The sequence below is a fragment of the Fibrella forsythiae genome (assembly GCF_017353175.1).
Classification (GTDB): domain Bacteria; phylum Bacteroidota; class Bacteroidia; order Cytophagales; family Spirosomataceae; genus Fibrella; species Fibrella forsythiae.
Genome location: NZ_JAFMYW010000005.1, coordinates 478462 through 503863, shown reverse-complemented (window position 1 = coordinate 503863; position 25402 = coordinate 478462). Strand labels below are relative to the sequence as shown.

Annotated in this window: 23 protein-coding genes and 1 pseudogene; 12 read left to right on the top strand and 12 right to left on the bottom strand. The window is 42.9% G+C overall.

What is annotated here, in order from left to right; all coding sequences use genetic code 11:
- The first annotated feature begins 6 nt into the window (after nucleotides 1-6).
- The 4 genes from J2I46_RS18605 (at nucleotide 7) to J2I46_RS18590 (ending at nucleotide 7731) form a co-directional block, all read left to right on the top strand.
- Nucleotides 7-1017, top strand: coding sequence for a trypsin-like serine peptidase (locus tag J2I46_RS18605; protein ID WP_207330545.1), 1011 nt, complete (start codon nucleotides 7-9; stop codon nucleotides 1015-1017).
- Between the two features lie 128 nt (nucleotides 1018-1145).
- On the top strand, nucleotides 1146-2327 hold the full coding sequence (locus J2I46_RS18600) for an SIR2 family protein (protein ID WP_207330544.1): 1182 nt from the start codon (nucleotides 1146-1148) through the stop codon (nucleotides 2325-2327).
- 7 nt (nucleotides 2328-2334) lie between these two features.
- On the top strand, nucleotides 2335-5445 hold the full coding sequence (locus J2I46_RS18595) for an nSTAND1 domain-containing NTPase (protein WP_207330543.1): 3111 nt from the start codon (nucleotides 2335-2337) through the stop codon (nucleotides 5443-5445).
- Between the two features lie 1098 nt (nucleotides 5446-6543).
- The gene (locus tag J2I46_RS18590) at nucleotides 6544-7731 is read left to right on the top strand and encodes a tyrosine-type recombinase/integrase (protein ID WP_207330542.1); all 1188 of its coding nucleotides are present in this window, start codon (nucleotides 6544-6546) and stop codon (nucleotides 7729-7731) included.
- 26 nt (nucleotides 7732-7757) lie between these two features.
- Here J2I46_RS18590 and J2I46_RS18585 read toward each other — a convergent pair whose 3' ends face one another.
- From J2I46_RS18585 to J2I46_RS18575, 3 genes are all read right to left on the bottom strand, one after another.
- The gene (locus tag J2I46_RS18585; protein WP_207330541.1) at nucleotides 7758-8708 is read right to left on the bottom strand and encodes a GIY-YIG nuclease family protein; all 951 of its coding nucleotides are present in this window, start codon (nucleotides 8706-8708) and stop codon (nucleotides 7758-7760) included.
- Between the two features lie 102 nt (nucleotides 8709-8810).
- Nucleotides 8811-9026 (bottom strand): helix-turn-helix transcriptional regulator, encoded by a 216-nt coding sequence (locus J2I46_RS18580; protein WP_207330540.1) that lies wholly within the window; start codon nucleotides 9024-9026, stop codon nucleotides 8811-8813.
- 743 nt (nucleotides 9027-9769) lie between these two features.
- The gene (locus J2I46_RS18575; protein ID WP_207330539.1) at nucleotides 9770-10057 is read right to left on the bottom strand and encodes a hypothetical protein; all 288 of its coding nucleotides are present in this window, start codon (nucleotides 10055-10057) and stop codon (nucleotides 9770-9772) included.
- A gap of 56 nt (nucleotides 10058-10113) precedes the next feature.
- Here J2I46_RS18575 and J2I46_RS18570 point away from each other — a divergent pair, with 56 nt between their 5' ends.
- The 4 genes from J2I46_RS18570 (at nucleotide 10114) to J2I46_RS18555 (ending at nucleotide 14011) form a co-directional block, all read left to right on the top strand.
- The gene (locus tag J2I46_RS18570) at nucleotides 10114-10785 is read left to right on the top strand and encodes a hypothetical protein (protein WP_207330538.1); all 672 of its coding nucleotides are present in this window, start codon (nucleotides 10114-10116) and stop codon (nucleotides 10783-10785) included.
- 1472 nt (nucleotides 10786-12257) lie between these two features.
- On the top strand, nucleotides 12258-12557 hold the full coding sequence (locus J2I46_RS18565) for a helix-turn-helix domain-containing protein (protein WP_229379833.1): 300 nt from the start codon (nucleotides 12258-12260) through the stop codon (nucleotides 12555-12557).
- 62 nt (nucleotides 12558-12619) lie between these two features.
- On the top strand, nucleotides 12620-13528 hold the full coding sequence (locus J2I46_RS18560; RefSeq protein WP_207330537.1) for a DUF8464 domain-containing protein: 909 nt from the start codon (nucleotides 12620-12622) through the stop codon (nucleotides 13526-13528).
- A gap of 9 nt (nucleotides 13529-13537) precedes the next feature.
- Nucleotides 13538-14011: a JAB domain-containing protein gene (locus J2I46_RS18555; protein WP_207330536.1), complete on the top strand. Its 474-nt coding sequence runs from the start codon at nucleotides 13538-13540 to the stop codon at nucleotides 14009-14011.
- A 33-nt stretch (nucleotides 14012-14044) separates the two neighbouring features.
- Here J2I46_RS18555 and J2I46_RS32875 read toward each other — a convergent pair whose 3' ends face one another.
- Nucleotides 14045-14206 carry a hypothetical protein gene (locus J2I46_RS32875; RefSeq protein WP_229379832.1) on the bottom strand — a complete coding sequence of 54 codons (162 nt, stop codon included), beginning with the start codon at nucleotides 14204-14206 and terminating at the stop codon, nucleotides 14045-14047.
- Nucleotides 14207-14294: 88 nt separating this feature from the next.
- Here J2I46_RS32875 and J2I46_RS18550 point away from each other — a divergent pair, with 88 nt between their 5' ends.
- The 3 genes from J2I46_RS18550 (at nucleotide 14295) to J2I46_RS18540 (ending at nucleotide 17028) form a co-directional block, all read left to right on the top strand.
- Nucleotides 14295-15191, top strand: coding sequence for an ArdC family protein (locus tag J2I46_RS18550; protein ID WP_229379831.1), 897 nt, complete (start codon nucleotides 14295-14297; stop codon nucleotides 15189-15191).
- A gap of 329 nt (nucleotides 15192-15520) precedes the next feature.
- A complete protein-coding gene (locus tag J2I46_RS18545) occupies nucleotides 15521-16102 on the top strand; it encodes a hypothetical protein (RefSeq protein ID WP_207330535.1) in 582 nt (193 codons plus the stop codon).
- Between the two features lie 56 nt (nucleotides 16103-16158).
- Nucleotides 16159-17028, top strand: a complete 870-nt coding sequence (locus tag J2I46_RS18540; RefSeq protein ID WP_207330534.1) for a hypothetical protein — start codon at nucleotides 16159-16161, stop codon at nucleotides 17026-17028.
- A gap of 130 nt (nucleotides 17029-17158) precedes the next feature.
- On the opposite strand, the gene J2I46_RS18535 is transcribed toward J2I46_RS18540, so the two are convergent.
- The 4 genes from J2I46_RS18535 to mobF all read right to left on the bottom strand — a co-directional run bounded on the left by J2I46_RS18535 (nucleotide 17159) and on the right by mobF (nucleotide 20302).
- Nucleotides 17159-17596 (bottom strand): hypothetical protein, encoded by a 438-nt coding sequence (locus tag J2I46_RS18535; RefSeq protein WP_207330533.1) that lies wholly within the window; start codon nucleotides 17594-17596, stop codon nucleotides 17159-17161.
- Nucleotides 17541-17906: an ATP-binding domain-containing protein gene (locus J2I46_RS32870; RefSeq protein WP_310589051.1), complete on the bottom strand. Its 366-nt coding sequence runs from the start codon at nucleotides 17904-17906 to the stop codon at nucleotides 17541-17543. Before J2I46_RS32870 ends, J2I46_RS18535 begins: the two co-directional genes overlap by 56 nt.
- Nucleotides 17822-19015, bottom strand: a complete 1194-nt coding sequence (locus J2I46_RS18530) for an AAA family ATPase (RefSeq protein ID WP_310589050.1) — start codon at nucleotides 19013-19015, stop codon at nucleotides 17822-17824. Before J2I46_RS18530 ends, J2I46_RS32870 begins: the two co-directional genes overlap by 85 nt.
- 75 nt (nucleotides 19016-19090) lie before the next feature.
- The gene (gene mobF, locus J2I46_RS18525) at nucleotides 19091-20302 is read right to left on the bottom strand and encodes a MobF family relaxase (protein ID WP_207330531.1); all 1212 of its coding nucleotides are present in this window, start codon (nucleotides 20300-20302) and stop codon (nucleotides 19091-19093) included.
- Nucleotides 20303-20813: 511 nt separating this feature from the next.
- On the opposite strand from mobF, the gene J2I46_RS18520 reads away from it, so the two are divergent.
- Nucleotides 20814-21086 (top strand): hypothetical protein, encoded by a 273-nt coding sequence (locus J2I46_RS18520; RefSeq protein WP_207330530.1) that lies wholly within the window; start codon nucleotides 20814-20816, stop codon nucleotides 21084-21086.
- Between the two features lie 9 nt (nucleotides 21087-21095).
- Here the strand turns inward: J2I46_RS18520 and J2I46_RS18515 are convergent, their stop codons facing one another.
- From J2I46_RS18515 to J2I46_RS18495, 4 genes and pseudogenes are all read right to left on the bottom strand, one after another.
- Nucleotides 21096-21998, bottom strand: a complete 903-nt coding sequence (locus J2I46_RS18515; RefSeq protein ID WP_207330529.1) for a glycosyltransferase — start codon at nucleotides 21996-21998, stop codon at nucleotides 21096-21098.
- A gap of 7 nt (nucleotides 21999-22005) precedes the next feature.
- Complete coding sequence (locus tag J2I46_RS18510; protein WP_207330528.1) at nucleotides 22006-23022, bottom strand: hypothetical protein; 1017 nt, start codon at nucleotides 23020-23022, stop codon at nucleotides 22006-22008.
- A 163-nt stretch (nucleotides 23023-23185) separates the two neighbouring features.
- A pseudogene (locus J2I46_RS18505) lies at nucleotides 23186-24547 on the bottom strand (type IV secretory system conjugative DNA transfer family protein).
- On the bottom strand, nucleotides 24541-24996 hold the full coding sequence (locus J2I46_RS18495; RefSeq protein ID WP_207330526.1) for a hypothetical protein: 456 nt from the start codon (nucleotides 24994-24996) through the stop codon (nucleotides 24541-24543). The pseudogene J2I46_RS18505 and the gene J2I46_RS18495 overlap by 7 nt, the downstream one beginning before the upstream one ends.
- Between the last annotated feature and the right edge of the window lie 406 nt (nucleotides 24997-25402).

Here is a 25402-nt window from a genome sequence, read left to right as displayed (position 1 = left end):
TAATACATGGACTGGAATAATGACCTTACTACACTAAACTATCATTTAGCTCAACTCTATTCATCTAGGGAAGAAGCCTATCGGGTGGCCACTAATGCTAAGTTCAACACTATCATGATTGAGTTTGATGGTAGATCGATAACACGTTGGTTTAATATTCTCGACTACGCCAGAAAAACCTCTAGCTGGAACCGGATTATTACGCTTTTAGAAGAAATTACCAAGTCTAATGAATTAGGCGCATGCGACGAATTAGTAGAAGGGATACTAGATAATTTCAGAAAAGGGCAATTTTCAATTAGCTCGTCAAAAACTATTGCTGGTACGCCAAAAAAGGTAGATGAAGAAAGAGGGTTAGAGAAATTAATGGGGCCTAAAAGTAATCTATTACCCATCAGTTTTCTAGATCAAGGGGTGCAATGTGCCCGCGCTGTCGTACGAATTGTCACACCTGAAGGTTTAGGCAGTGGTTTTCTGGTCGGCGATAATTTATTGATTACAAACAACCACGTGCTTAGGAACAGAGAGATCGCAAAACAGGCTAAGATTCAGTTTAACTACCAAAAAACGCTACAGGGTCTCGACACCATTTTTGAGGAGTTTTCGTTAGATCCTACTACTGCTTTCCTAACCAGTACAGATACGCTGGCGACCAAAGACTTCGACTTTACCATTGTTAAGGTAAGAGGGGACATAGCGCAATTCGGTACCCTGCCCCTTAGTAAGGTCTCTGCCCAAAAGGGAGATTTTGTCAATATAATTCAACATCCTTCTGGCGGACCTAAGCAAATCGCGCTTTATAATAACATTGTAACAGGCGTGGATGAGACGGTAGTCCAATATTTAACGGATACCTTACCTGGCTCGTCAGGCTCTCCCGTATTCAATTCTACGTGGGAGGTCGTTGCACTCCATCATGCAGGCGGTAATCTGGTTGACCCAGCGTCGAAGCAGACTGTCTTTCGCAATGAAGGAATTAATAGTCTCCGTATACAAGAAGCACTGCAAAGGCTTTAGAAATTAGTCGGAGCATCCCTACAGGCTAGAACAAACTCAAGAACTAAGCCCAGCAATAGCACTCGACTTGACCCACTCCCTACACTGGAGCTTTTAGTTACAACTAATCCGCACTTAACGTTGCTCGTATGCCACTCACACAACGCGAACGCTTCCGATTAAAAATCTCGTTGGCAACCAAATACGATAAGATTGATGAGATTAAGCGCATTATTGAACATGCTGAATTGGGTAAAATACCGCTTGGGGTCACCGGCAAAGCAATCGAATTGTGGGAGCAAATCCTAAAGACTGCTGAAAGTAGAAACCGGTTAGCGAGTTTAGTAAGGAAAGTAGCCGAAGAAAGCTCCGATGATGACAATTTTAAATATTGGCTTAACGAATTAGAAAATGGCCTCCTTACGCGTTGGGAGAAACTAGCTCGCTCAATTGCCGACGGCCATTGTTTGCTTTTCCTTGGACCAGGCATGCTTCGCTGTAACGTCCAAGAGGACGGCAATGACTCCCCTACGCTTATGGTGTTTAACCAGGCCTTTGCCCAAGTATTAGCAAAGGAAATGTATGACAGCAACGTTTATTTCGACGAAAAAGCCACGACTAACTTACCCTATATTGCCCAGCGTTATAATGAAGTTAAGCTGCCTGATATTAATCTGCTTGTTAAGGATATTCCGGGTATCCAGGGCAAACTGGCACAAGAGTTTTATAATTCTTGCCAGCCCGATACACGCCTCTATGAGCTTATTGCACAATTACCTTTTAAAGTTATAATCAACACAAATCCCGACGACGAACTGGCGACTATTTTAAACGGCCAAAAACCTGGTCAGTGTGTACATCGATACTATAATATAACCAATGCTGATGGGGCAGTTCATAGGATACCAGAGCTTCTTGGCCCTGGCCAAACGTTACTCTATAATATTTTTGGCTGGTTTGGCGACCGCCCTTCTATGATCTTGACCGAGACTCAGTTACTCGATTTTACAACTCGGCTAATTAATCGAAATCCTGCGCTCGATCCACAGGTGGTAAATGAATTTACCGTGCATGAAAATGGGCCTAAATCATATCTCTTCTTAGGGTTTGATTTCGATCAGTGGTACGTGAAGATCATGTTTCAGACGGTGTTAAAACTGATCAAAGAAGACAATCGCTCCTTTTCAATTTCTCCGAAAGGCGTAGCGTATAATCAATTTAATCGTGAATTTTTTGAAGAAGAATTTAAATGTTACTTCATTGATGATGACCTGACTCGTCTGCCAGACAGTTCTTTAAAGAAGTTAGTTGACATCTATAAAAAACTATAATTATCGCATGGCCATCAGCAAACAAGGTAAAGACCGATACCCAGGCCTGAATTCATTCCTACCCGAACAGCAGCCTCTTTTCTTCGGCCGTGGGCGAGAGAAGGAAGAGTTACTCCAGCTAATACGCCTAGAGCAGGTAGTAGTCTTGTTTTCAAAGTCGGGACTGGGGAAGAGTTCATTACTTAATGCTGGCATTATTCCGTCTTTACACACGCAAGGATTTCAACCAATTTCTGTACGTTTTCAGCAAGAAAAAACAGCACCGATTGACCAGGCAACCTCTAAATCGCCTATTGATGTACTCATCAATAGTCTCCATACTGAGTTTCGTGCGGCTTGTACTCAACAAAAGTTGGCTGAGCAAAAGTTAGAGATCCTATATGACCGAAACAACCCTCGGCTGTGGGAAGCAGTAAAGTCTTGCCCCTTTCCCGGTGGGCATGTACCCATATTTGTCTTTGATCAGTTTGAGGAATTCTTTTCCTATCCTGTAGCGGATCAGCAGGTTTTTGCATCGCAATTAGTTGAACTTCTCCATGACCAGGCTCCAGCACGAGTTATAAACTGGCTCCTGGATTTAGAGAAGCGCACGCCTGAAGCTGTAGCTTGGAGTTCCCAACCACCTATAAAGTGTGTATTTGCCATTCGAGCTGACCGTTTGTCGGATATGGACAGTCTCAAAGCTTATTTCCCGTTGATTCTACGCAATCGGTATGAGCTTGGTCCTCTGCAGGAGGAGGCTGCCCGTGATGCCATCTGCTTACCAGCGCAACTCACGCAAGAAGCTGGACCTTTTATAACGCCAGCATTTACCTACGACCCGCTGGTACTAGATACGATCTTGAAAACGCTTTGTAACGAAAACAGCGAAGTTGAAGGCGCGCAGCTTCAGATTGTTTGTCAATTTGTTGAAGGGTGCCAAAAGGACGAGTTTTGCGCCGTAGTGGATCAGTCAGTGCTGACAGGTGAACGTGAAATTAACCGTATCCTGGATAAGTTCTACCGAACACAACTCAATGGCATTGGCAATGAATCGGCTATTGTGGTAGCTAGTAATATTCTAGAAAACGAATTGATTGAAGGAGGAAGGCGAGTAGCTCTCTCCGACCCCAAAATGATTCGTTTACTGGGCAATCTGGACAATACGCATAAGCGCGAACTAATTCAGCAGTTGCAGGATGCTAGGCTAATCCGATCTGATGTAACTCACCTTGGTACTACCTATGAGCTCAGTCACGATACTTTAATTGAGCCCGTTGAAAAAGCAAGAAAGATCCGCGAAGCCTGGAAAAAACGTCGAAACGACCGGGAAGAAAGCAGCAGGGAACTGAAACAGGAGCGCGCGCAGCAAGCTCTCCTACTCCAACAAGAGATTGATGCCAAGGAGGCAGCCATCCAAACTGAACGAGCTAAAGATGTCGAGCTTCGAAAAGTTCAGCGACTACAGAAACGCTATGAGTTCGTCATCCGCCTTTTTACGCTTGCATCGATCCTCGCGGTGATTTTTCTAAGCTATGGCTTGGCTAATTTAGTTGCGAAGGGACGGCTCTCTCAGTATTTATTTGAAGCTGTTGCCTTGCCGAATTACAACCAAGGTCATCATGCAGTCGCCTTTCGCCTATGGGAGGAAAAAGCTAAACTGAGCAAAGGTTTCTTCCAATGGTATCAAACTGATTTAGCCACTAGTAGTACGCGCACGTTTGCGCCTTATGCGGGGCGAGAGGTACTGATGGACAAAAGCCAGCAATATGTCGTAGCACGCTACGATGATGGCATATCTGATGGAATCGCCGAAGTATTTCAGCGGAGGGGCAATAGAAAAGACACTGTACTTTTTAAAATACCCGCATCTGCCATAAAATTGACGGGTATGTCTTTAGCGATTTTTCAGCCGGATAGCACTGGGTATACATTTAGAATTCTCAACTTGCGGACCTTGAAAAATAGCTCCGAAGCGATCCATGTTCCCTCAACGCAGGCAGTTACTCTATCAACTGGGGGCTCCTATGCCGTCTTTTTAGACGCTAAAAGGCAACCTCATTTACAGCTCCTGACGGGACAACATGTAAAAGAATTGCCTTTTTTCAACGAGCAACTGGTCAAGGATCAGGCAAAGCTATCTCCCTCAGACACGAAGATCACCTTTGATGCTCAGGATCATTTTGTATTAATCCAAGAGAATGCAGAAACGACAAGTGATCAACAGCGTCTTTGGGTCTTTGACCTGCAAAAAAAACGCTACGTGGGCAGGATTGACAAGGTGGAAAAATACCAGCTCTGCACTGAAGCTAATTTATTGGCCGGTGTGACAAGGAGTGGCCAGATTAAACTTATGGATTTACAGGCAGTTGATAATCATACGCGGATTTTAGGCTCCTTGACTTATCCGTTTAAATATATAAGCCGATTGATGTTCGCGCCCGATAACAAGTCATTAGTAATTATTCCTGCCGTAAGCAAAAGTCCTTTGCAGTTTCAAATAGATGTAGTCGATTTAAAGCCAGATCATCAACAGGCAAAATTATTAGTGAGTGGCGTAGATGACCATTGGGTTTCTGAGTCGGCCGATCAGTTGTTCTATTCAGTTTTTAGTCAACCTGGATTGTTGTTTAGTTACCAACCAAGTGGGAAGTGTTTAGCTTCTTTTCCGACGAGCTTGCGACCGGTCCTTGTCGGGAAAAACCATATGGTAATGAAGCAAGGCAATAGCCTAAGTATCCACAAAGTAGACCCTACAAGCCTCCTTCCAGCCTTCCAGTCAGTAGCTTCCCCTCACATCAAGTCAAACATCAAGTCAAATATTAGGTTCTACAGCACTAATCATGTGTCAGATACCCATTTACTTGTCTTGTACACTAATCGAATAGAAATCGTCGATTTACAGAACGGCACAAAAAATAATATACACAGTTCCAATGCCCAGCTTGGTAAGCTTTCTTTGACGGGTAATTTACTCCGTGCAGAACTGGGTAAAACAAGCCAGGATGTTAATCTGTCCTCTCGACAATACTGGGCTTTCTTTATAGATTATCCTAAGAATGACCTTGATAGCCTTCGCCAGTATGTGTATCCTATATTGACACAAGGTCAACGTAGAGAATTTGGGCTCCCAAAGTAACGTTAGACACACTCGGAGCGATGCTGGCCCTGCAACAAATCATCGGACAGCTCAACAGCCGCGTTAGTCAGCTTCTTGGCTTATCACAAAGTGTTCAAAATGTCAAAATCAGTCTTGAGAAGCCTAACGAAATTCACATACTAGCTGATGAGGCACCCGCCGTCATACCCCGCATTGAGCAGTTCCTGCTTTCCGTAGCCTAACGCTCAAGAACGTCAGTTTCACCTATCCCAGAGCGCGCAATGAGCCAGTCTTGCAACACGTCGACTTTTTCATACTGGCTGGGACAACCACGGCCATTGTTGGTCTGAGCGGCAAAACTACGTTGCTCAAACTGCTGTTCGCTTCTACGAACCCACCCGCTCGGGTGATACGCACTGAAATACATTAGGCATTCGTTCTGGAGATTGCAGGACGAATTTATTTTTCTGACACCATCGCCTGTAATGTCGCCGTGGGCGTAGACCGTATTGATGCTGCCAATGAAGCGGTGATTATGAAGAACTTAACCGATTTTTTCGCGGGTCGCACGGTAGTTATCGTGGGCCATCGACTTAGCATCGTCTGCCACGCCGATCAGACTGTGGTATTTGATAAATCGGTGCTTGCCAAACGAGGCACTCACGCCGAGCTGGTTGCATACTCAAACCAGAAACGATCTGTAGGTAGTACTTTTTAGAATGAGAATGGTCAAACCATCAAGTCGCTAATTCTTTGAGCCATCTGTTCAAGTATGGTTGTCTTATGACCTTTAAGTGCGTTGAATTTTGGATGAAGCTCACTTTGAGTAGGGCCAAGCAAACTTAATTGTCTAACACAGTATAAAAATGGAAGGGTATTATGTGGGGTATATCCAGCCCGACTAAGGAATTAATCAACTAATTAGAGTTAGTTAGTTGTTCTTTCTGAATCCCATCCTCTCCGCCACTTCTATATATATCTACATATCATGGTGTCTAAAAACCCTTGAAATTCAAGGGTTTTTGTATTATACTCGTTTAAAATGGCTTAACGTAAACTAGCCATGTCTATCTAAAAACCGGGTATAATTTGGGGTATAATACGTATCCCTAAATAAAATACCCCACAGGGGGTACGATGTCTTTGAACGACCTTAATTGCCGACACGCCAAACCTAAAGAGAAAGCGTATCGCCTTTATGATGCAGGTGGTCTCTACTTGGATGTGAAACCAACTGGCAAGCGGATTTGGCGATATCGTTATCATTTCTGTGACAAAGAAAAGTTACTAACTATCGGACCTTACCCTGCAACGTCCCTAGTTGGAGCCCGGGAGAAAAGAGACAGGGCCAAACAGGCACTATCAGAAGGGGTTGACCCAGCCCAGCAGAAACAGGAACAAAAAAAACTAGCCCGCTTCAAACAAGAGCAGACATTTGAACTTGTCGCGCTTGAATGGCATACCCACAATGTGGGCATCTGGTCGCCCAATTACGCAAAATGCCTATTGGGCCGTTTGCGAAAAGACCTCTTTCCATTTATAGGCAGTCAGGCCATTTCGTCACTCACAGTACAGCATTTGCTGATCTGTCTGCGTGAAATTGAAGGACGGGGCAAACATGACCTGGCTCACCGCATGTTGCAGGTGCTTGGTCAGATAATGCGCTATGCCGTGATAACCGGACGGATTGAACGAGACATCACAACTGATCTGAAAGGGGCTCTTGAGAAATATAAGAAGGGACACTTTGCCGCAATCGACATTGACGAGCTGCCCAAATTACTGAAAGCGCTGGCGGGCAATGAGCGTCGGCTGTTTAAGCAAACCATTTTAGCTATCCGGCTAATCTTGCTAACCTTCGTGCGTACAGGAGAACTAATCAACGCAACCTGGGATGAGTTCAACTTAGGTAAGGCGGAGTGGGTAATACCTGCGGAGCGCATGAAAATGCGCAGTCTCCATCGTGTTCCTCTTTCCCGACAGGTCATTGCGGTTCTGAACGAGTTGAAGCAGCTTTACGGTGGGGAGGGCTATATTCTGCCCAGCATTGTTCGCCGAAACAGACCCATCAGCAACAATACAATTTTGAAAGCATTAGAACGATTAGGGTACGCCAAAGTCATGACCGGGCACGGATTTAGAGCATTGGCAATGAGCGCTATTAAAGAGAAACTGAATTACCGGCATGAAGTCGTTGACCGTCAATTAGCGCACGTCCCACGGAATAAGGTTGACAGGGCCTACGACCGGGCACAGTTCTGGCCCGAACGTGTGGTGATGATGCAAGAATGGGCTGATTACATAGACTCGTTATCGAACGCGTAGCAATCGGTATTCTACTAATGACAATTCTATTCATCGCCAATCACGCTTTTCAAACTAGCAAGTTCCTCGTTTTGCCAATCGGCGTAAGTTTGGTTACTGCCTTTTACTTTCCATTCAGTTCTACCATTTGATACGCGCCCAAAAACGATTGCGGCTGCCGCACTTGGGCTTGAGAAGGGCGTATTGTCTTGAAAGATTGCTTTCAAATTATCGGGTTGTATAACGACCTTGCCTTCGCTGATTAATCTTTCAAAAAGTAATTTGTATGTATGGTCACCTTTGCCGATCCATTTGGGTTGGGCTTCCGAACCAGCAAGAACCACGAATTCAGGACCTGTTTCCCATGCTTCAGCCGTTAAGCCGTGTTTATTACTTTTGGCAACGAATACTGGTGATCTTAATAAGGTTTTAGGTTTACTATCATGAGTATCAGTTTGTGATAAGGGTAAAATCCTGGACGGTTCTTTTAAAAAATCTAAGCCTAATACGGGCAATACTAAGCGAAGCTGAGAAATGAAGAACTCCATGTCCGCAATGTCCGCCTCTGGTAGATAATTATACTCCGGTGAAGTGCCATTATGAATGTTTGCGTAACCAGCCCCTTGAGACAAGGCAATCAGGTGGCTCTCTAAGTAGCGAACATGTGCTTTTGTTAAATTTTGATCTTTGCTTGTAACGACACAGGCACGTTCCCAGAAGTCCTTCTTCTCATCTTTATTGTGTTGTATCAGCCTTTTTCCAACATTATCGCTCTCACCTATATAAACTAATGTTTTACCTGCGACCGCAGGGTCGGGACCAGATAAAAAATAGACACCAGTGCGCATCATCTCAGGTCGTTGCACTAATTCTGCTAGTTGAGTACGAGGACCCATCAATATATGACCGGTCCAGTTCATTATCTCGGCTGTCAGCATACCTAATGGTGAGCCATCAACCAAATACAGTTTTATAGATTTTCCGATGTACTGACTCATTATCTAAATCCTTGATTGAAACCATGGTCTGGTATAGACACTAAAGTAAGATAGGATTTGCCCAATATGTTAGGCAAATCTTGCTACTCCTGTTAAACGACCTTAATCAATCGCTGAGAGCGGGAATGTGTCTAAGCACTTTTGAATATCACTCAACTTCCAGGCTGTCACGCGAGGTGCCAGCTTGTAGGGCTTGGGAAACAGTCCGGACCGGCATCCATTCCACCAGGTGGCTTTGCTCACAGGTATCAATTGTAAAACCTGATCTAGCCGTAAGAAACCGGAGAGTTGATGGGTGAAAATGGTGGCTTCGTTCATCGCGTTTCTCCTCTATTTGATCATGACTTATTCTATCATCCTTACACTATCCCCCTGAAAGCCAGCTCATTTATTAAATCTGATGCTGTATAAATAAGCCCAATGGAATAGGTCGATAGATAATAAGGTACGATTAAATTATCTGTTATTAACAGGACGTCATGCTATTGTGAGGGGCACACACAGAATTTATTCTGATCGTAAACCGGTGTACTGAGACGATCATTCAGGTAGTGAATAACAACAAATTATCATATGGAAGCCTTGCTCGACCAGAAAACCGCCGCCCGCCTGAGCCACACTCTACTAAATCGTTTCCTAACAGGGCTTAATCTTAAGACTCGTGCTACCCTTAGAATCGAAAATTATGTTGGTATAACTATGTGCCTCGTTTACCAGTTTTCTTTCTCCGTTATCGATTCCGTGACCAACAGTGGACTAACACGATGTTGAGGGGTTGAAGCAAGCAAACTCAATGATCAGAATAATTCAGGCCTGGCACAACCACTGTTCAAGCACTTAATCAGCCACTTTCATTTAGATTTTAGCCACTGCTACCCCTATATTACCAAAAATCATAGCAAAAAACGTTTGAGTATTTTCCGGAATTCTAACATTTTGCAATAACTTGCAAACATGCATAATTGCCTCGTATTAGGAGGGCGTATACTCTGCAAGTCGATCGGCACCCATAATAGCCTCATTCATACATGACTGCCGGTCCACCAGGAACAGGAATGCATTTACTTTTGAAAACCTGGCCCCCATATCTTCACCATTCCTATAAAAATCCCGTCCGGAGAATACAACTCTCCCTTACCAACCTTTCTACGCGTTTTATATCCTAAAATCTTTTTGACACCTACCATTCGCAGAGCGTTTGAAAGGAATTTCTCTAAGCTTATTTCAGCTGACTTCCTACCATTTAGTTTTATATTTCTAAGTACCGATCCGTCATCCTTGACGGGGATTGTCAAAGGTAAACTCTTCAATTTATTTACTTTAGTGTTGTGTGCTTCGTTATGCGCCATCACAGAAACTCCGATGTAAGCGTCGACAAAGTACTAATATAACAATTTTTTGAGTGATGGATATCATTTTCTTAGTACTAATAATTGTTGCTGCATTCGTACTTATAGTAGCTTATAGATTCGTACTCAATCTGAAGCCGGCCATTCCTGTCCATATTCCTGGTGAATCGGATACCCTATACATTGACGACACGGTCAATCATTATTTTCTATGCGCGGAAGCAAGTGATCTAAGTGCTATTTATGAGTTAGGACGGCATGCCTTTGGAGAGGATATTTCTCCCTTAGCATTGATGGAATTATGGCATGAAAAAGATAAAGAAGTATTTCAAGTATTAGTCGAAGAAACGACATCCTTACAGGAAAAATCTACAAGGCGAGAAATCGTAGCTTATTTCTCCATCATGAGAATTTCCCGTACAGCTTTATCACGCTTAAAAAAAAATATCTGGACGGGTGGACAGATTACGCCTGAACACATCAATAGCAAAAGCAAGATTTTTTACATTGGTGCCGTCTATGGCAATAGAAAATATACATCCGGTTTAATTATGCATAATCTTATTTCTCACCTCAGCAGAAATATTAAGGAAAACAAAATATCGGTCATATGTGCCCGGCCAGTCAATCCAAAGGGTTTGGAACAAGCTACTAAATTTAACCTACAAAAAGGACCCGGAGCAGATCGATTGTATTACAGATATATAGACAGAACAGAAAAAGGATGAATTAATAATCGTTATGTTTTATCAATTTTTCCTGCGGAAATGAAAAAGATTTTGCCTCAGTGGTTGTGGGTAAGATTAAATTATAAAAAAGACTGTCTTTATATTGTTGAAAAAAATAATATTCTTTCGACTTTCCAATTAACGTGTAGGTACTATCCAGTCGGATCGAGTCGTTGCCATTTGTGAATGTATAATATCTATGCGCACCAATCGGGAATTTTCGGTCTTTCAGCTTGTGACTTATGTAATCAGCCTTAACAATTACAGTTAACACTGCAATAAATAACATAGTTAAGAAAAAAGACACATAAATCGTGTAGACGGTCTTCAAAGAAGAAATTTCCGAATTTAAATAATCATCGATTTCAACATAAATATCTGAAGCTATAATGTACAGTATAATAACTAGAAACACATAAGGTATATAAAAATTGAGTATATACATATTAAGATCAAACTTTCGATTATAAAATTTATCAAAAGGCGGTTCTAATGCTACATGCTTAATCGTGTTAGTAAACATCGGCTGTTGAGATATCTTTTTATACATTATAGCGCAAAAGATTATAATTATGATTTGTATTAAGATCTTCACATCGACGAGTCTTCTTAGTACTCTGAAGGTCAGAGGTTTTGACGTGGATAGTACAACTCGTTTATTTTTTGTTTTGAAAACGCCTATTATATATATGTAGCTATAAATTAGGAAAATCACACTGAATAAGGAAACATCATTCATAGAGAAAAGCAGTATTTCTGATATATCTATGTAATCTAATATTTGTATATCAAATCGACTGTAGTAGAATATTAGTTTTATTGAACTGATAGCAGTCAAGTAAGCGGGCACAAGAGGAAGAAGTTTCAAAAACTCTTCTTTAGACAAATTAAATTTTTCGTTGTCCATAAAGCAAAATCAAAATTAGTTTTGAAATGAATCTAGAGAGTTGCGGTCAGCTTGTTTCCTTCAAACTAGTGCTACCGGAGTAGCGTATTGTTTTAGGTAAACATCCCGCTTATTGACGATCAAATCAACTAATTAAGACTGGATGATATTTACTAGCGACAAAGCCCGTAAACCAATCGATAAAGCCTGTCCGGCTGCTTGAGCATCAACTGGATTTAATTGCTTTAGTCCGTCGACGGCGTATCCTCTCCATAACCTTTGTAGCTGGTTTCTGGCATTTTGTACTGGAAAGATGCCTGATAGGGAAAGCGCAACCAATAGCTGATTTCAGTTTCAGCGGAAGTAGAGTAAAAGCAGAGGATTTACTCTACTCTGTAAATGCGTCCTTGCATACTTCGTCACAGGGCAGGCTACTAAACGGTGGCAGGTGTACACTACCCGGGACTCGACATGGTGACTATGTCAGTGGGCTACAGCCCGCGTTTAGGATACAGGTTGATAAATAAGCAATAAGCGCTTAACTGGCCAGCCCCCGCGAGCGGTATTATGGCGACTTTTATTATTTATGATTAATAAGCCTGGATTCCAGTTGCTTAATGCTGTCGATTCAGTATACCCTGAATATATTCCTACATCACATTGTATGATAGGACTTAATTCAGAGGAGGCATCCATGACTCAAAAGATCATCGAACCGCTGCTCGATCGTAAATCCGCTGCCCGTTATCTCCGCGTTTCACCCGGTACATTAGCTGTCTGGGATTGTACTAAACGTTACGATCTTAAACCGATCAAGATTGGTCGTGCCGTGCGCTACCGACGATCAGATCTGGACGCATTTATCGAACAGCGTCTATCGCGATAACCGTCCTACCAGTTAAACCGCTTTCTAGCTCTCTATTTTCTATTCTGTATACGGAGGCTGTCATGGATATAGCCCATGCGAATACGATACCTATTGCCCAGATTTTAAGTCAGCTCGACATTCACCCCAAACGCTCCACGCCACACCGTCTATTGTACCTCTCACCTGTACGTTTGGAGAAAACCCCTAGCTTCTGGGTCTATCTCAAAACCAATCGCTGGCATGATTACGGCGATGGACGCGGCGGTGATCCCGTCGATTTGGTCTGTGCCTACCTCAAATTCTGTCGTGAAGCGCATACCGTCTCTGATGCCTTACGCTGGATCAATAACATGGGTGTGGCACCCTACCAGTTCAAGCCGCCTGTCTTTGAGCACGAGGAGCCTGATGCACCCAGTCTTGTGCTCAAATCCCGCAAAACCATTCAGCATCTTGGTTTAATCCATTACCTGGAGAAGCGCGGTATTCCGTTGGAGATCGCCCATCGTCATCTGAAAGAAATCCACGTCCGTAACCAGAATACCCAGAAAAGCTTTTTTGCGCTGGGCTTTTCGAATGAAGAGGGCGGCTATGAATTGCGCAATCCATTCTTCAAAGGCTCTCTAGGTGCGAAGTCCATCAGCTTTATCCGGGGCACGGAACCCAAGCCAGTTGGTATCCATCTCTTTGAAGGCTTCATGGATTATCTGTCCGCCATTACGCAACTGAACGGCAAAGGATTCAAGGGCGATGCGATTGTCACCAATTCACTGTCGTGTCTCAAGCAGGCTATTCCCTATATCCAGGATTACGGTTATCGCACCGCTTACACCTGGCTTGATAACGATCCAGCCGGTCAAAAGGCAGCTGTTGCACTTGATGAATTTTTCAAGACACAGGCTGATCTCACCCATACCCCAATGAACAAAATCTATGCGCCGCACAAGGATGTCAATGCGTGGCACATGCACCAACGCAATCTGACCTTGTGAGGAGAACACATGTCACAACTCCATTTGCAAGACCTCTTCAAGGTCGACGAAGTCGAGATCATCTACCGCAACCGGATACCGTATCAGGACCGTATCCAGATTACACAACCTGCCACGGCCTATGAAGTGTTACGGGTCAACTGGGATGAAAACCGGCTAGAACTGGTCGAACAGTTCAACATCCTGATGCTCGATCAGAAAAACACCTGCCTGGCCATCTCTGACCTTGCAACGGGTGGTATAGCGGCCTGTCTGGCCGATCCCAAAATCATCTTTGCCACGGCCCTCAAAGCCCGAGCCATCGGGATTATTCTGGCCCACAATCATCCCAGCGGCAATTCACAGGCGAGCGGTGCTGATCTGACATTGACGCGCAAATTGGTTGAGGGTGGCAAACTGCTCAATATCAACGTGCTCGATCATCTGATTATCACGTCACACAATTACACATCGCTTGCGGATGCTGGATTGATACCCCGTTAGCGGTTCGATGCAACCGTGTTGAGGCGAAGGCAATTAGATCAACGGCACTGTACCTGTTCGTTTCGTCAGGATTGACGCTGGCGATGTACCCGACGCGCTCATTCCACCAACCACAATATTCGCCAGCGTTTCACGCTTTCCCCGCCCCACCAATATTCTGGCTGGTTCATTCAACTTACCGCCGGGTCTGTTCATCCCCATCATCCGGACAACCGAAGGACAGATCGATGATAACTACAAATCCCACCAAACCCGTTTCACAACCGCACCACAGGAGGCGCAATTGACCCAAAGCAATCCACAACAGAATGACGTGTATGCCCGGATCACGAACAAGATCATCATGGATCTGGAGCAGGGCAATCTCACCTGGCGTAAGCCGTGGAACGCCGAACATCTGGCGGGGCAGGTGCAACGCCCCTTACGCTGGAATGGTATTCCCTACAGCGGCATTAATACCCTGATGCTGTGGGGAACTGCTGCAGAGCAGGGCTATACGTCCCCGTACTGGATGACCTACAAACAGGCCACCGAACTGAAAGCCAACGTGCGCAAAGGCGAGAAGGCGACACAGGTTGTCTATGCCGATAAAATCACTAGAGAAGGTGAAAACGACCAGGGCGAGAAGACAACCAGTCAGATCCCGTTCCTCAAATGCTACATGGTCTTCAATGCGTCACAGATTGACGGTTTACCGGAGAACTTCCACCCAACCATAACGAAGGCTGTCGTTGATACCAAACAACGTAACGCGGAACTGGACACCTTCTTCAAGCAGACCAAAGCAGATATTTACACCGGGACACAGGCGTCCTACTCCATCACCACTGACCGGGTACAGATGCCCCCGTTCGAGAGCTTTGAGACCGTCACCGATTATTACGCCGTTTTGTCACACGAGTTGACGCACTGGACCCGTCATCCAACGCGTTTGGATCGTGATTTCGGTCGTAAAACCTACGGTGATGCAGGCTATGCCAAAGAAGAACTGGTGGCCGAACTTGGAGCCTGTTTTCTGGCCGCTGATTTAGGCTTTGAGCCGATGCCTGAGAAACAGCATGCCGCTTATATTCAATCCTGGTTGCAAGCCTTGCAGGATGACAAGAAGCTCATCTTTTCTGCTGCATCCCATGCGCAGAAGGCCGTTGAATACATTCAGGGGCTTATGTATGACTCTTAAAATTTAATTTTGATTGCTTGTACAAATAGTACATATTTATGGCAAAATGCAACACAAACAGTCTTGATGCATATATGCCCAATTTTGGAGCAATTTTCATACCCAAAACACATCAAGCAAAGATGGGAACGCGAAAATCGCTGTAAATTCACTAACACGAGAGTAAGTTTGCGTTTGCGAGCACAACTAGAAGATAAACCGGAAAGTAACCATTCGAGAGTTAAATAAGCTAAATGTCGTTTCTTCGGTTACCTTGAATACATCTTCAAAAGAGGCTACAATTTGACATCCATTAATGAATTAAGCAATTAAAACACACAAGTATATCTATGCCAGCTGAAACATACACCCATAAAACTGTTACTTATAGTGATGCAATAAGAGAGATGGCCATTGCACGTAGTGGAATGACTCTGTTTAATAACGGGAGTGACAATGCTATAATTGTACTTGAAAATATACTACTGCAATCAAAAACAATAAACATGTTTGTGGGTAATTTCCATAGAGATATTTGTGATGATAGCACAAAAAAATTCGAGAAATCCCTTAAGCATTTTTTACTAAACAAAGGAAAAATATCAGTAATTTTAAATAACTACGACTTAAATAAAGATGGCGATAATAATATTATTAATATTCTAAAACAATACTCTGCAAGTAAAACTTATAGAGACAATATTGATGTAAGATTAACTACTGAAAAGCCTATTATTGATAACAATGAAGTTCACTACACTGTAGGAGACGAAAGCATGTATCGTCTTGAATATGATACAGAAAAATTTCTCGGTAAATTTTGCTTTAATGATCCAGACACTTGTGAAGAACTACTTGAAAAATTCAAGCAATCGTTTTTAACAGCTAAGCCACTAAAGTTACGTTCTGAAAGCTTACTGACATTGGTTTAGTTTTTGCCTTTTAATACATTGCTATCCCACACTTTTAATATAAATATTTTGTTATTATGGATATTGATCGATGTAACTCAGTGTTTGAGTTATTTTCTGCATTTAATTTTACTTATGCTGTTTTATCACATCCAGACAATGTTTCTAAAGTAGTCCAGTCAGAAAATAACGGAAATAAGTCATTCGCAGATATTGTTGATAGCTACCTTATTAGGCCTTTTGACAGGTTGAATAACTTAATTGCTCCTACTGAATTAAGAGTTACTAAATTAAAAGAATCGCTACTGACTATAAAAAAGTCATTTAATGATCCTTCTATATTGGGCCAATGTGAGTTATTGTTGCATCAAACTACGGATGTAAGTCTTTTAATTAATATATGGAGAGATGGGGTAGATGAAAGTAAATCAAACGCTAAAGTAAAAGTGAATCAAAAATTCCCTTTTGCTAGTTTTTTGTTGGCTCTATTTTGCATCTCGGTTTTGATTCTTTCTGCTAGTGAATCGACACATAAGCATTTAACTTTATTTTTTTTGGATTTATTGCTTGGGTTGGAGGTGTTGTGGTACTTCTTTTGGCCTAGGAAAAGAAAAAGAGACTTAACTTACCGTGATATCCTTTATACATACATTTTAGGTTTGGTAACTATAACGATAATTCATTTTATTTTAAAATTTCACATCAAAAACCATAATCTTGATCTATATTCATTCTGCACAAGGATTGTAGATACAAATGAATTCCGTAGACCACTTTTTATTTTAATTAATATCATACTGCCGTTCTCGCATTTTATATATTATTATTTTGTGTTTCAAAATGAATTGACTCGAAAAGACAAAGAGGCATCGCAACAGATTCCCCTAATTGAGAAAGCATTGCTGCATATAGAAAATGGGCATGAAGCACTAGAGAAATCAACATAGCCCTTTTCTAATAATCGCTTTAAATTAACTTATACAAACTAATGTGTGTAGTCGAGATATTAGCATTATTATTGGATGACAGCATCAAGTTACAATCGCTAGTTTGTAATGTAAGGAGGCTCATAAGTACCTATAAGTTTTCTTTCGAAATAGCTATTTCAACCACAACAGGATAAATTAAATCTTCAGTATACGTATAACGCTTACTAATAACGGTTATCAATTTAGGCATATTATTGAGCAGTGAAAAGAACAGAATTTCCAGACAATATCCTGACATACTAATGGTGTGGGAAGAAAAACTGAGCTTAATTGTATTCTGATTTGTATCTGATTCAAACTCTGCTGCTATTAGGTAGGCATAATTAAAAAACGCCTTGCGTCCGTCTTCCCATGCGAAACAGATATTGCGGACAATACTGTCAGCGTCGTGCAATTGCACCCCAACCAGTGAAGCGATATCTTGCGGAGTTGTTGGAAGCCCGTCTTGTGCGGGCTGGTCAAAATTTGCCTTAAATTGCTGGACGGGACACATGCGCTGACCGCTTTCGTTGAATCGGGTTTTCAACAGATGCAAGCACAGGCTTTACACCGGCTTTTGTTTGGCTCGCTGTTAGCGGTGCGTTGCGTATGAGGCGTTCGGTGGTACGTCTAGCAGAGCGTTTACGCTTCAATAGCTCTAAGGCTGATAGCCGGTCGCCTACATCCGCCGCTTGTGCCATTAATCCCTCGGTGTCGTCTGTGTAGATATGCATCAGATCCTGCGCCCGTGATACTGATACATAAAACTGATTTAAACTCGTAGCGGCAAAGGTGCTGGCCGGTTGCGCAATAAACACCTCATCGACGGTTTTGCCTTGTGCGGCATGCGAGCTAATGCAATGCGCATAAGCAAGATGTCCGTAACTGTCAGCGTATAGCTGACTCTGCTGATGGTGTTTTTTAGACGGATCGTTCCGTTTGACTCAACGCCTACCACCTCTAACAACTGGCCGTTGTTCAATCGGCGTTTTGCCATATCAAACCCATTGCGAGTGATACGAATGCTGTCACCTTTTGACAATTTAATCTCATGCGGCTGGTACACATCGAACTTGGCCATTTCGTCAAGCGGCAGGGTATTTATTTGTCCTTGACTATCTGCTATCTTAACCTGTCCTTGTTCAACAGCTTTTACCGAATACCGTTCACCCCGTTTGATACTAGTTACGTTCTGGTTGAACTGAATAATCTGGCCTGATTGGTAATTACGGGCGTCGCTTTTTTCAGCTTGTGTCAGGTTTCGGTTGACCAGTTGGAGAGCAGGTGACTCCGTTTTATCAATTCGCCCTGCATCGCGCAGTTTCTCACGTATCACTTGTGTCACCCGTTCACCCTCCTGATGTGTTGGAGAAATCACCAGAGCCGTTCTTCCACGTTTCAGTGTCGTGACATAGTCATTTGCCAATTCCGCAAACGGGTTGCTTGGATCAATGGCCTTAATCGCGCCTAGATCCTTCAAGGTAGCAAACGCCTTTTTGGCTTTACCTTCAGAGAGGGCTTGAACCGCTTTACGATAAGCCGGATTGCGTTGTCGGAAAATCCGGCTCACCTCAGCGGATTTAATGCCAGCAACCGTATTGAGGATGCGTAATGCATCACCACGCACAACACTTGCATGTTGCTGCGTATCACCGCTCGGAATTATTCGGGCATTGTGCTTGATGACCAGTTGAAGGAGAGTTATCATGTCTGCATTATTCAACAGCCCAGCCTCATCAACCCATAATACGCCATTATTGGCGAGTGCTGCTTGCAGGGCAGGCGAGGCTAACAAGTGTGCGACCGTCTCAGCCTCAGTAAAGCCTTCATCCCGTAACACGCCTCGTGCTGCTTGTGCAGTGGGTGCCACAATCGTTACGGTACGGCCTGTTTGTTCTATCTGCCGGATAGCCTCTTGCATCAAGGTTGTCTTGCCAGTCCCCGCCCGTCCCCGGATAATTGACACACGGTTGGCGGTCGTCAGCACATGGGCCACAGCCTCGCGCTGTTCGCCTTCTAACGCAATGGCTGGCGGAACGGATTAGAGTGGCAATAATGTGCCCTGACCGTGTCGGGCAAGGGTAACCATTTGCTGTTCTTCAGCCAATACCTCCTTGGTCGTACAGAGTGTTTTTGCCCCATCCTTGATTTTAAGAATGCGCTGATCCGCTTCAAAATTATGCGTGATCTGATCGATATTCACCGTCGCATTGCCTATACTGTTCCGGTATGCTGTTTCCAAGATGCGCCGGTCCTGCATAACGGAAGCCCGCTCAAAGCGCAGACTGGTGGCATGACTAACACAAGCATGAGGGATGAGGTAAGGCGGCTCCTGATACGGCGCATGACGGATAAGCTGATCACCTTCGCCCCTATCATTCATACATAGACTATGAATATGTTTGCGCCAGGCCTCTTTCAGTTGAGTCATCGTCAACCCTTTTTGCTTCTTGGCACGGGTCCGCGCTCCCAACTGATCAAGTTGGGCAGGATCGGTAACACCAAGTTCTCTGGCTATCCGTCCAATTTCATTAGTGCGCTTTGAAAACAGATCAACAATGCGCTCAGGTACGCCCTCGATTTCAAAGGCGGTTGGTGTGCGTCGAATACGATAGCCTAGCGTAATCAGCTTATCCGACAGAATTTTGTGAAACCGAGCCTGATAATACGGCATATCGCGTTTGATGTCGCGAAACTGTCCAGCCTTGAATTCATTCTCAACAGCATCCCAGGTCACGTTGAACACGAAGCAATGGGCGTGTAGATGAGGGTCTGGCACAATGCCATCCACAGGCCGTGCAGTTTGATGAATAAAATCCGTCCAAATCAATTCACCGGTCAGTCGGTCTTCATCTTTTCCCTGTTTTCTAACGCGTGTTTGCGCATCCTCCTCAATAGCCTGCATCGTTTCCTGAACGCTAGCTTGAAACGCATCCAGGATGTGATCGTCTTGAGAAAGCACATGCAAGATCGACAGGCTGTTCGGGCAGTGAAAATTAATATCGTACCCAACCGTCCGGTTTTCTGTCTTGCGTGGAGTGAGCGACTGACCGCTTACTGGGTTGATATGCTCACATAAAGCCTGAAACGTATTTTTGGTAACAGGGCCTGCGATACCCAGTCGCTCAGCAACGCGCCCACACAAATTGCCAGGACGTTCTTGTCCGTTTAAATAGTAGTCGGATCGACGCAGAGAGGAGTTAAAGTACTCTCTCGCTTGACCGGCTGAACTGCTTTGAACCATGCGTATCATGCATGATTTTATACAGCAGGAATCAGCAAAAGGCGGTCAGTAGGCTCATATGTTAAGAGTGATTAGGGAAGAATAACATGAGAGCAGATGAAGCTTATAAATGGTCTACGCCCCTAACAATACCTGTCAGACATCTTCCCTAAACTATAGTTAGCTTGACAAGCTCGGCAACTCCTGCCGAATCATGGAGAAACTGTCTAAGCTGTCCGTATGGCAACACGCGCACATCAAGGCTTGCCTTGGAGAAATCAATTCCTATATTTGTACAAGGTTCTCCTTTGATTCGAGTGCAAAAACTCATCTGACAGTTAGGCGTAAAGAGGGGCTGATAGATTAAGCAAAGCAATAAGCAATATAGCTTCAGGAGGAAACGATTGTTACAGCTAACCGGGCCTGTCGGATAGCTTCTAACATACCGATTAACTCAAGGCTACACTTCAATGGCGTATCCTTGAAATTCCTTCAAGCTGATCTAAGGGGAAACGGCTTATGCAAAACTTGCTAAGGATAAATGAAAAATGTAGAGAAATATGCTATGTCAGATATAGATGATCAAATACTATTTTCAATTGATTGTATTGCAGCACTCTTTTGGGATTATTCTGATGATGACGTACATTATCTTCGGAATAGTAGCAAAAATATTGATTATGTTTGGAAAGCCTATATAGATATTTCTGATGATACATATAAAGCATTGTGGAAAGCTTGGCTTAGTAAATTTAATACAGATAGCAAGCGTATTATCTCCGAGTATGCTATACTAAAATATAATGAAACGTAGTTAGAAACATTAAATAGGGCGAAATATTGAATGTATATAACCACATATATTAGCTATATTTCTGATTATCTCTAGCATAAAATCTATAGGGGAATTATTTACCTTTTCTTGATCAAAAGATATTAGTTTAGCACTTTTTATAACTCCTATCCTCTTTAGATTTCTTATTATTTTTCCGTATCTATAAAACCTGGACAGAAAAGAATACATTGTATCGCCATAGTCATGACATACTATAGAAGCAGGCATGTACGCAAAGCGGCCAATTCCAGACAGTTTATAACTAATTTCAACATCTTCGCCCGAAGCAATTTTAATTCTCTCATCAAATCCTTTTACTTCTACTAAAGCAGGTTTCCATATTAAACAATTAGCCGTGATTAAATATTGTGGTCTTTTTTCTCTTTCCAACGGATTTTCTCTTGGGTACAACATATCGTGTTCGTCATAATACTCAGAATAGATGCTTTTACCCAAAGCCTTGACTTTACCTGCATATCCTATACAATTAAGATCTGCAGGATTATAGTATCCAGCTAGTGTTGTCTCTGTAAATTGACAATCACTATCTATAAACAAAATCCATTTTGAACTTGCTTGTTCTATACCTACATTTCGTGCTGCGGCTGGACCTGGCCTTTGGCATTTTTTTATAATAAGATTGTTTATGTATTCATGCCTTTCACTAATCCTTAATGGTGGTGAAGAATTATTATCAACAATAATTATTTCTTTCGGAATTGTTTGCGCATTAATGAGTGCAGTATACGAATCAAGTAAGTTATCAACACCACGCTGATTATTTTTTACTGGGATAATTACACTTATATTATCATATCGGATTTTTGCGTCAGGTTTGATTACCCTTCTATATTGGCTGTCTTTAAACTGAATATTACTTATAAAGGTCATGATAATTCTACTTTAAAGAAATATCTCGAATTTGTAAAGAGCCTGCCTGACTGGGCATTCTTTCGCTGTTGCCGAACATAATCTGCATCACTTTGTCAGGCCTAAATTGGTCTAATTCATTGATAGCTTTTTCTTCGGTAAACATTTGCCAGTCATAATATAATTCAGGTTTGTGGATGAACTTATACAAGGGAATTTCAAAGTATTCCCATTCAGTCGGAACTTTAACAACGACTAGATTAGATGTTTTGTTTCCACTATCTTCAAATCTAACATAAATCAATGGGCATCTGCTAATATTATTTTTGTCTGCTGTAGGAGGTACTTTAGTTTGAGGTGCTCTCGCAAAGAATGTCACATATTGAGATTTTAATATATCTTTCGTATTTACTTCCCAATCCGCCATACTAGGTCTGCCCTTAACACCATGAATTGCAGCATACCACGCGCCCCCCAAATAATGCTCATATTTGATATCTAATACATGCTTATTCTTACCATCAACTATTACTGATGTAACAGGCACTTTTCCTGCAAAGTGTTCACCGTTACCATTATCATTAGCTTCTCGAATTACAGTACTATTAACTTTATCTTCAACTTGGACATTTTCACATTCACCACCAAACCAAGATGATTGCCAAAAATCATAGCTTACATTTTCATTTTGTATCCTACTTAAAGAATTTATCTCGTCGTAATTTGTGAGTTTTTTAACATCAACTCCTTTTAAATCTGCTTTCGAAAGAACTTTTTGATTATTAAATTTTCTATATGATTTTACAAATTGTTTTTTTTGGAGTATATAATACCTAAAAAATAACAACCCAATAAGCAAAATAATTGTTATTATAATAATCAATATAAAACAATTCAATAATACGGTTGTATATATTGGCTTTTCTGCCTCTTTTGCTACTTTATATGATAGGTAACCGGTTATTACTGAAATTCCTATACCAACCAATCCTATTACGAAACCAATTATAGTATTTAAATTATCCGACTTTAATTTAGTTTCCATTTTATATGTTTATGGGTGATAAAATTTAGAACAATAACATTCAAAAGCAGATCGGTACTTAAGAAAGTAGCCTATTACTAGTCGATTTTCAGTGTTAGTAAGTTAAAAAATAGTGGCAAAATATAAGGTCTAGCGTTTTATCTGTGATGGTATCTTCTCTAAATCATATTGAATAATATGAATTCGTATTCTCCTTATTTCTCAGCTCAAACATTTGATAATAAGGCCGCTTTACAAATAGCGTCGGTGGATTACTGCCGAGAAAAGCAAAGATATTTTCCGCTGATCCACGCCTTATTTCATCTGGCGTTACAAGTGGTCTTTGATTAGAACTTGCATCCTGTACTCCGCCAACCATCCCCTTCGTTGTAATTGCATGTGAAGTTTGTCCAATCGCAGCACTCACATAATTCGCGGTAAAGTTGTCATATATCGTAAAAAACTGTCGGATCGCCGTATTTGCCGTAAACGTTTCCCAATTCTCCCCATACAATCCTTTCAGCTGAATCAACGATTGCAATATTGGCCAGACCGTCACTTCAAACTCGGCATAGGTACTCAAAGCCGTCTCAATTTCAGGCAAATAACCTAAAGCTGCAAATTCATCCAGCAAAAAAGTGACACGCTTATTTAGCTTACGCACGACCGCCCGAAGTGTCGTTGTCACGATGAGACGCAACCACCGCGCATGGCTTTGTAATTTATCGGCGGGGATGATGATGTAGAGTGACGTATTGCCGTTAGACAGGCTGGTCGGGTCGTAGCCAGAGCGTAATGATTGTTGTAAAGCGGGGCTTTTCAGGAAGTCGGTTGCCTGTAAAACAGAAGACAGTATACTGCCAAACGTCTCTTCACCCGCTTGCATCAGTTTGACGATCTCGTTGCCAGCATTCCGCACAATCTCGCCATTGACGGGGTCGTTGTTGAGCCGCATGCGCGCGATTAATTCATCCCAATCGTCACCAGCAAGCCTTGCCCACCGCCATAAGGTGGTGAGGATTCGACCATCAGCCTCTTGTGTGGTCACAATCTGCATGATCAGGCCTGTCACAATCGACCGGGCCGTATCGGTAAAGAACTTGTCCTTGTCACCGCGCTCAACGGGGACGAGCATTTCAGCGATCATCTGCGCATCATCGACCAGATGAATGCTGCTGGTATCCGCTAGGATGTCGAGCGGATTATAACTTGTAGCCTCACCAACATTCTCTTCCAGTAACCCCTACGGATTGAGGATGACCACATTTTGGCCGCTCTCGCGCTGATAACGCACCGTAATGGCCGCGTTCTCACCTTTCGGGTCAATCACAACCCACGAGCCTTGACAGCCGCCCAGGCCCAGCAAATTTGGGATGATGAGGTTGGTGCCTTTACCGCCCCGAGTACCCGCCACCGTTAACTTATGGCCTTTGTCTTTGAAAACAAACTCGCCACCGATATACAAGCCCGGTCCAGTTCGGTAGGCGTTCAATTCTTTGGGCCGCGCAAACCGCGCCGAGCCAAACTTGTTGCCTTCGATCAGCATATTGTTAATCCCAATCCACCACCGCCGATAAGCCCCGAACACGACGAGCGAGAAGAAGATGTTGAAGCCGAGAAAATCAGCAGGAACCGCCCACCTATACCCAGGATCGCCGCAAATCGGATAACAAGAATAAACAAAATGAAGAGGGCTACCCAAATCATAAGGCTCCCCAGAAAAATGGCGAACCGGCTAATCGGCATTAAGTTGGCAATAGTCGACGGTATACTAAGGTGACGCATGAAGCGGTTATAGGCACAAGTAAATCCCGGCAATGCCCTAGCCAGCGTAATGGGAGTGAGAAATAACCCAACGGCACTCAACATTACCTTCTTAAAGGCAGTGGAGCTTTGCTCGTTACGAAGCAGTTCATCAACCTCACGGCTTGTTAAGCCGATCCATTTTCCGATGACGGATTGAAGGTAAGCCTCCGCCTGGTCAATCGGCTGCATAAATAAAAATTTAGGACGTTGTGGAGAGTTCTTAAAACTAAAGAAACAATCCATCAATTATCTCACCTGTGTTCTCGTCTTTATTAAACGGTATACCACACAAAATCAGGGCACTCGACAACAATGAACCACTGAATTCCTGTTCCTCGTAAAGGTCTGTTGCAGCTAAGCGAAATGCTTTGAGATGTATTCTGTAGCTATAAAGAACTCCATTTGTGTGCTTCTAATTCGTCAGGGTGGGGAAGCCTTTCCCCTGTGTGAAAGATAAGTTTATCGTCGCACTCAGTGCTCGTTTTCTAACCGCTGACTTAGTATTTGAACCCATGTCGGAAGAGCCGTATGAGGCCTCAGCAGTACCCAGTATTGATTTGCCGTATTTTCAACACCCGTCATTTCCTACCATATC

What these genes read in the sequence shown, in the direction of transcription:
- J2I46_RS18605 (WP_207330545.1), top strand. Translation starts at nt 7, where the DNA reads ATGGACTGGAATAATGACCTTACTACACTAAACTATCATTTAGCTCAA.
- J2I46_RS18600 (WP_207330544.1), top strand. Translation starts at nt 1,146, where the DNA reads ATGCCACTCACACAACGCGAACGCTTCCGATTAAAAATCTCGTTGGCA.
- J2I46_RS18595 (WP_207330543.1), top strand. Translation starts at nt 2,335, where the DNA reads ATGGCCATCAGCAAACAAGGTAAAGACCGATACCCAGGCCTGAATTCA.
- J2I46_RS18590 (WP_207330542.1), top strand. Translation starts at nt 6,544, where the DNA reads ATGTCTTTGAACGACCTTAATTGCCGACACGCCAAACCTAAAGAGAAA.
- J2I46_RS18585 (WP_207330541.1), bottom strand. Translation starts at nt 8,708, where the DNA reads ATGAGTCAGTACATCGGAAAATCTATAAAACTGTATTTGGTTGATGGC.
- J2I46_RS18580 (WP_207330540.1), bottom strand. Translation starts at nt 9,026, where the DNA reads ATGAACGAAGCCACCATTTTCACCCATCAACTCTCCGGTTTCTTACGG.
- J2I46_RS18575 (WP_207330539.1), bottom strand. Translation starts at nt 10,057, where the DNA reads ATGGCGCATAACGAAGCACACAACACTAAAGTAAATAAATTGAAGAGT.
- J2I46_RS18570 (WP_207330538.1), top strand. Translation starts at nt 10,114, where the DNA reads ATGGATATCATTTTCTTAGTACTAATAATTGTTGCTGCATTCGTACTT.
- J2I46_RS18565 (WP_229379833.1), top strand. Translation starts at nt 12,258, where the DNA reads ATGATTAATAAGCCTGGATTCCAGTTGCTTAATGCTGTCGATTCAGTA.
- J2I46_RS18560 (WP_207330537.1), top strand. Translation starts at nt 12,620, where the DNA reads ATGGATATAGCCCATGCGAATACGATACCTATTGCCCAGATTTTAAGT.
- J2I46_RS18555 (WP_207330536.1), top strand. Translation starts at nt 13,538, where the DNA reads ATGTCACAACTCCATTTGCAAGACCTCTTCAAGGTCGACGAAGTCGAG.
- J2I46_RS32875 (WP_229379832.1), bottom strand. Translation starts at nt 14,206, where the DNA reads ATGAACAGACCCGGCGGTAAGTTGAATGAACCAGCCAGAATATTGGTG.
- J2I46_RS18545 (WP_207330535.1), top strand. Translation starts at nt 15,521, where the DNA reads ATGCCAGCTGAAACATACACCCATAAAACTGTTACTTATAGTGATGCA.
- J2I46_RS18540 (WP_207330534.1), top strand. Translation starts at nt 16,159, where the DNA reads ATGGATATTGATCGATGTAACTCAGTGTTTGAGTTATTTTCTGCATTT.
- mobF (WP_207330531.1), bottom strand. Translation starts at nt 20,302, where the DNA reads ATGATACGCATGGTTCAAAGCAGTTCAGCCGGTCAAGCGAGAGAGTAC.
- J2I46_RS18520 (WP_207330530.1), top strand. Translation starts at nt 20,814, where the DNA reads ATGAAAAATGTAGAGAAATATGCTATGTCAGATATAGATGATCAAATA.
- J2I46_RS18515 (WP_207330529.1), bottom strand. Translation starts at nt 21,998, where the DNA reads ATGACCTTTATAAGTAATATTCAGTTTAAAGACAGCCAATATAGAAGG.
- J2I46_RS18510 (WP_207330528.1), bottom strand. Translation starts at nt 23,022, where the DNA reads ATGGAAACTAAATTAAAGTCGGATAATTTAAATACTATAATTGGTTTC.
- J2I46_RS18495 (WP_207330526.1), bottom strand. Translation starts at nt 24,996, where the DNA reads ATGCAGCCGATTGACCAGGCGGAGGCTTACCTTCAATCCGTCATCGGA.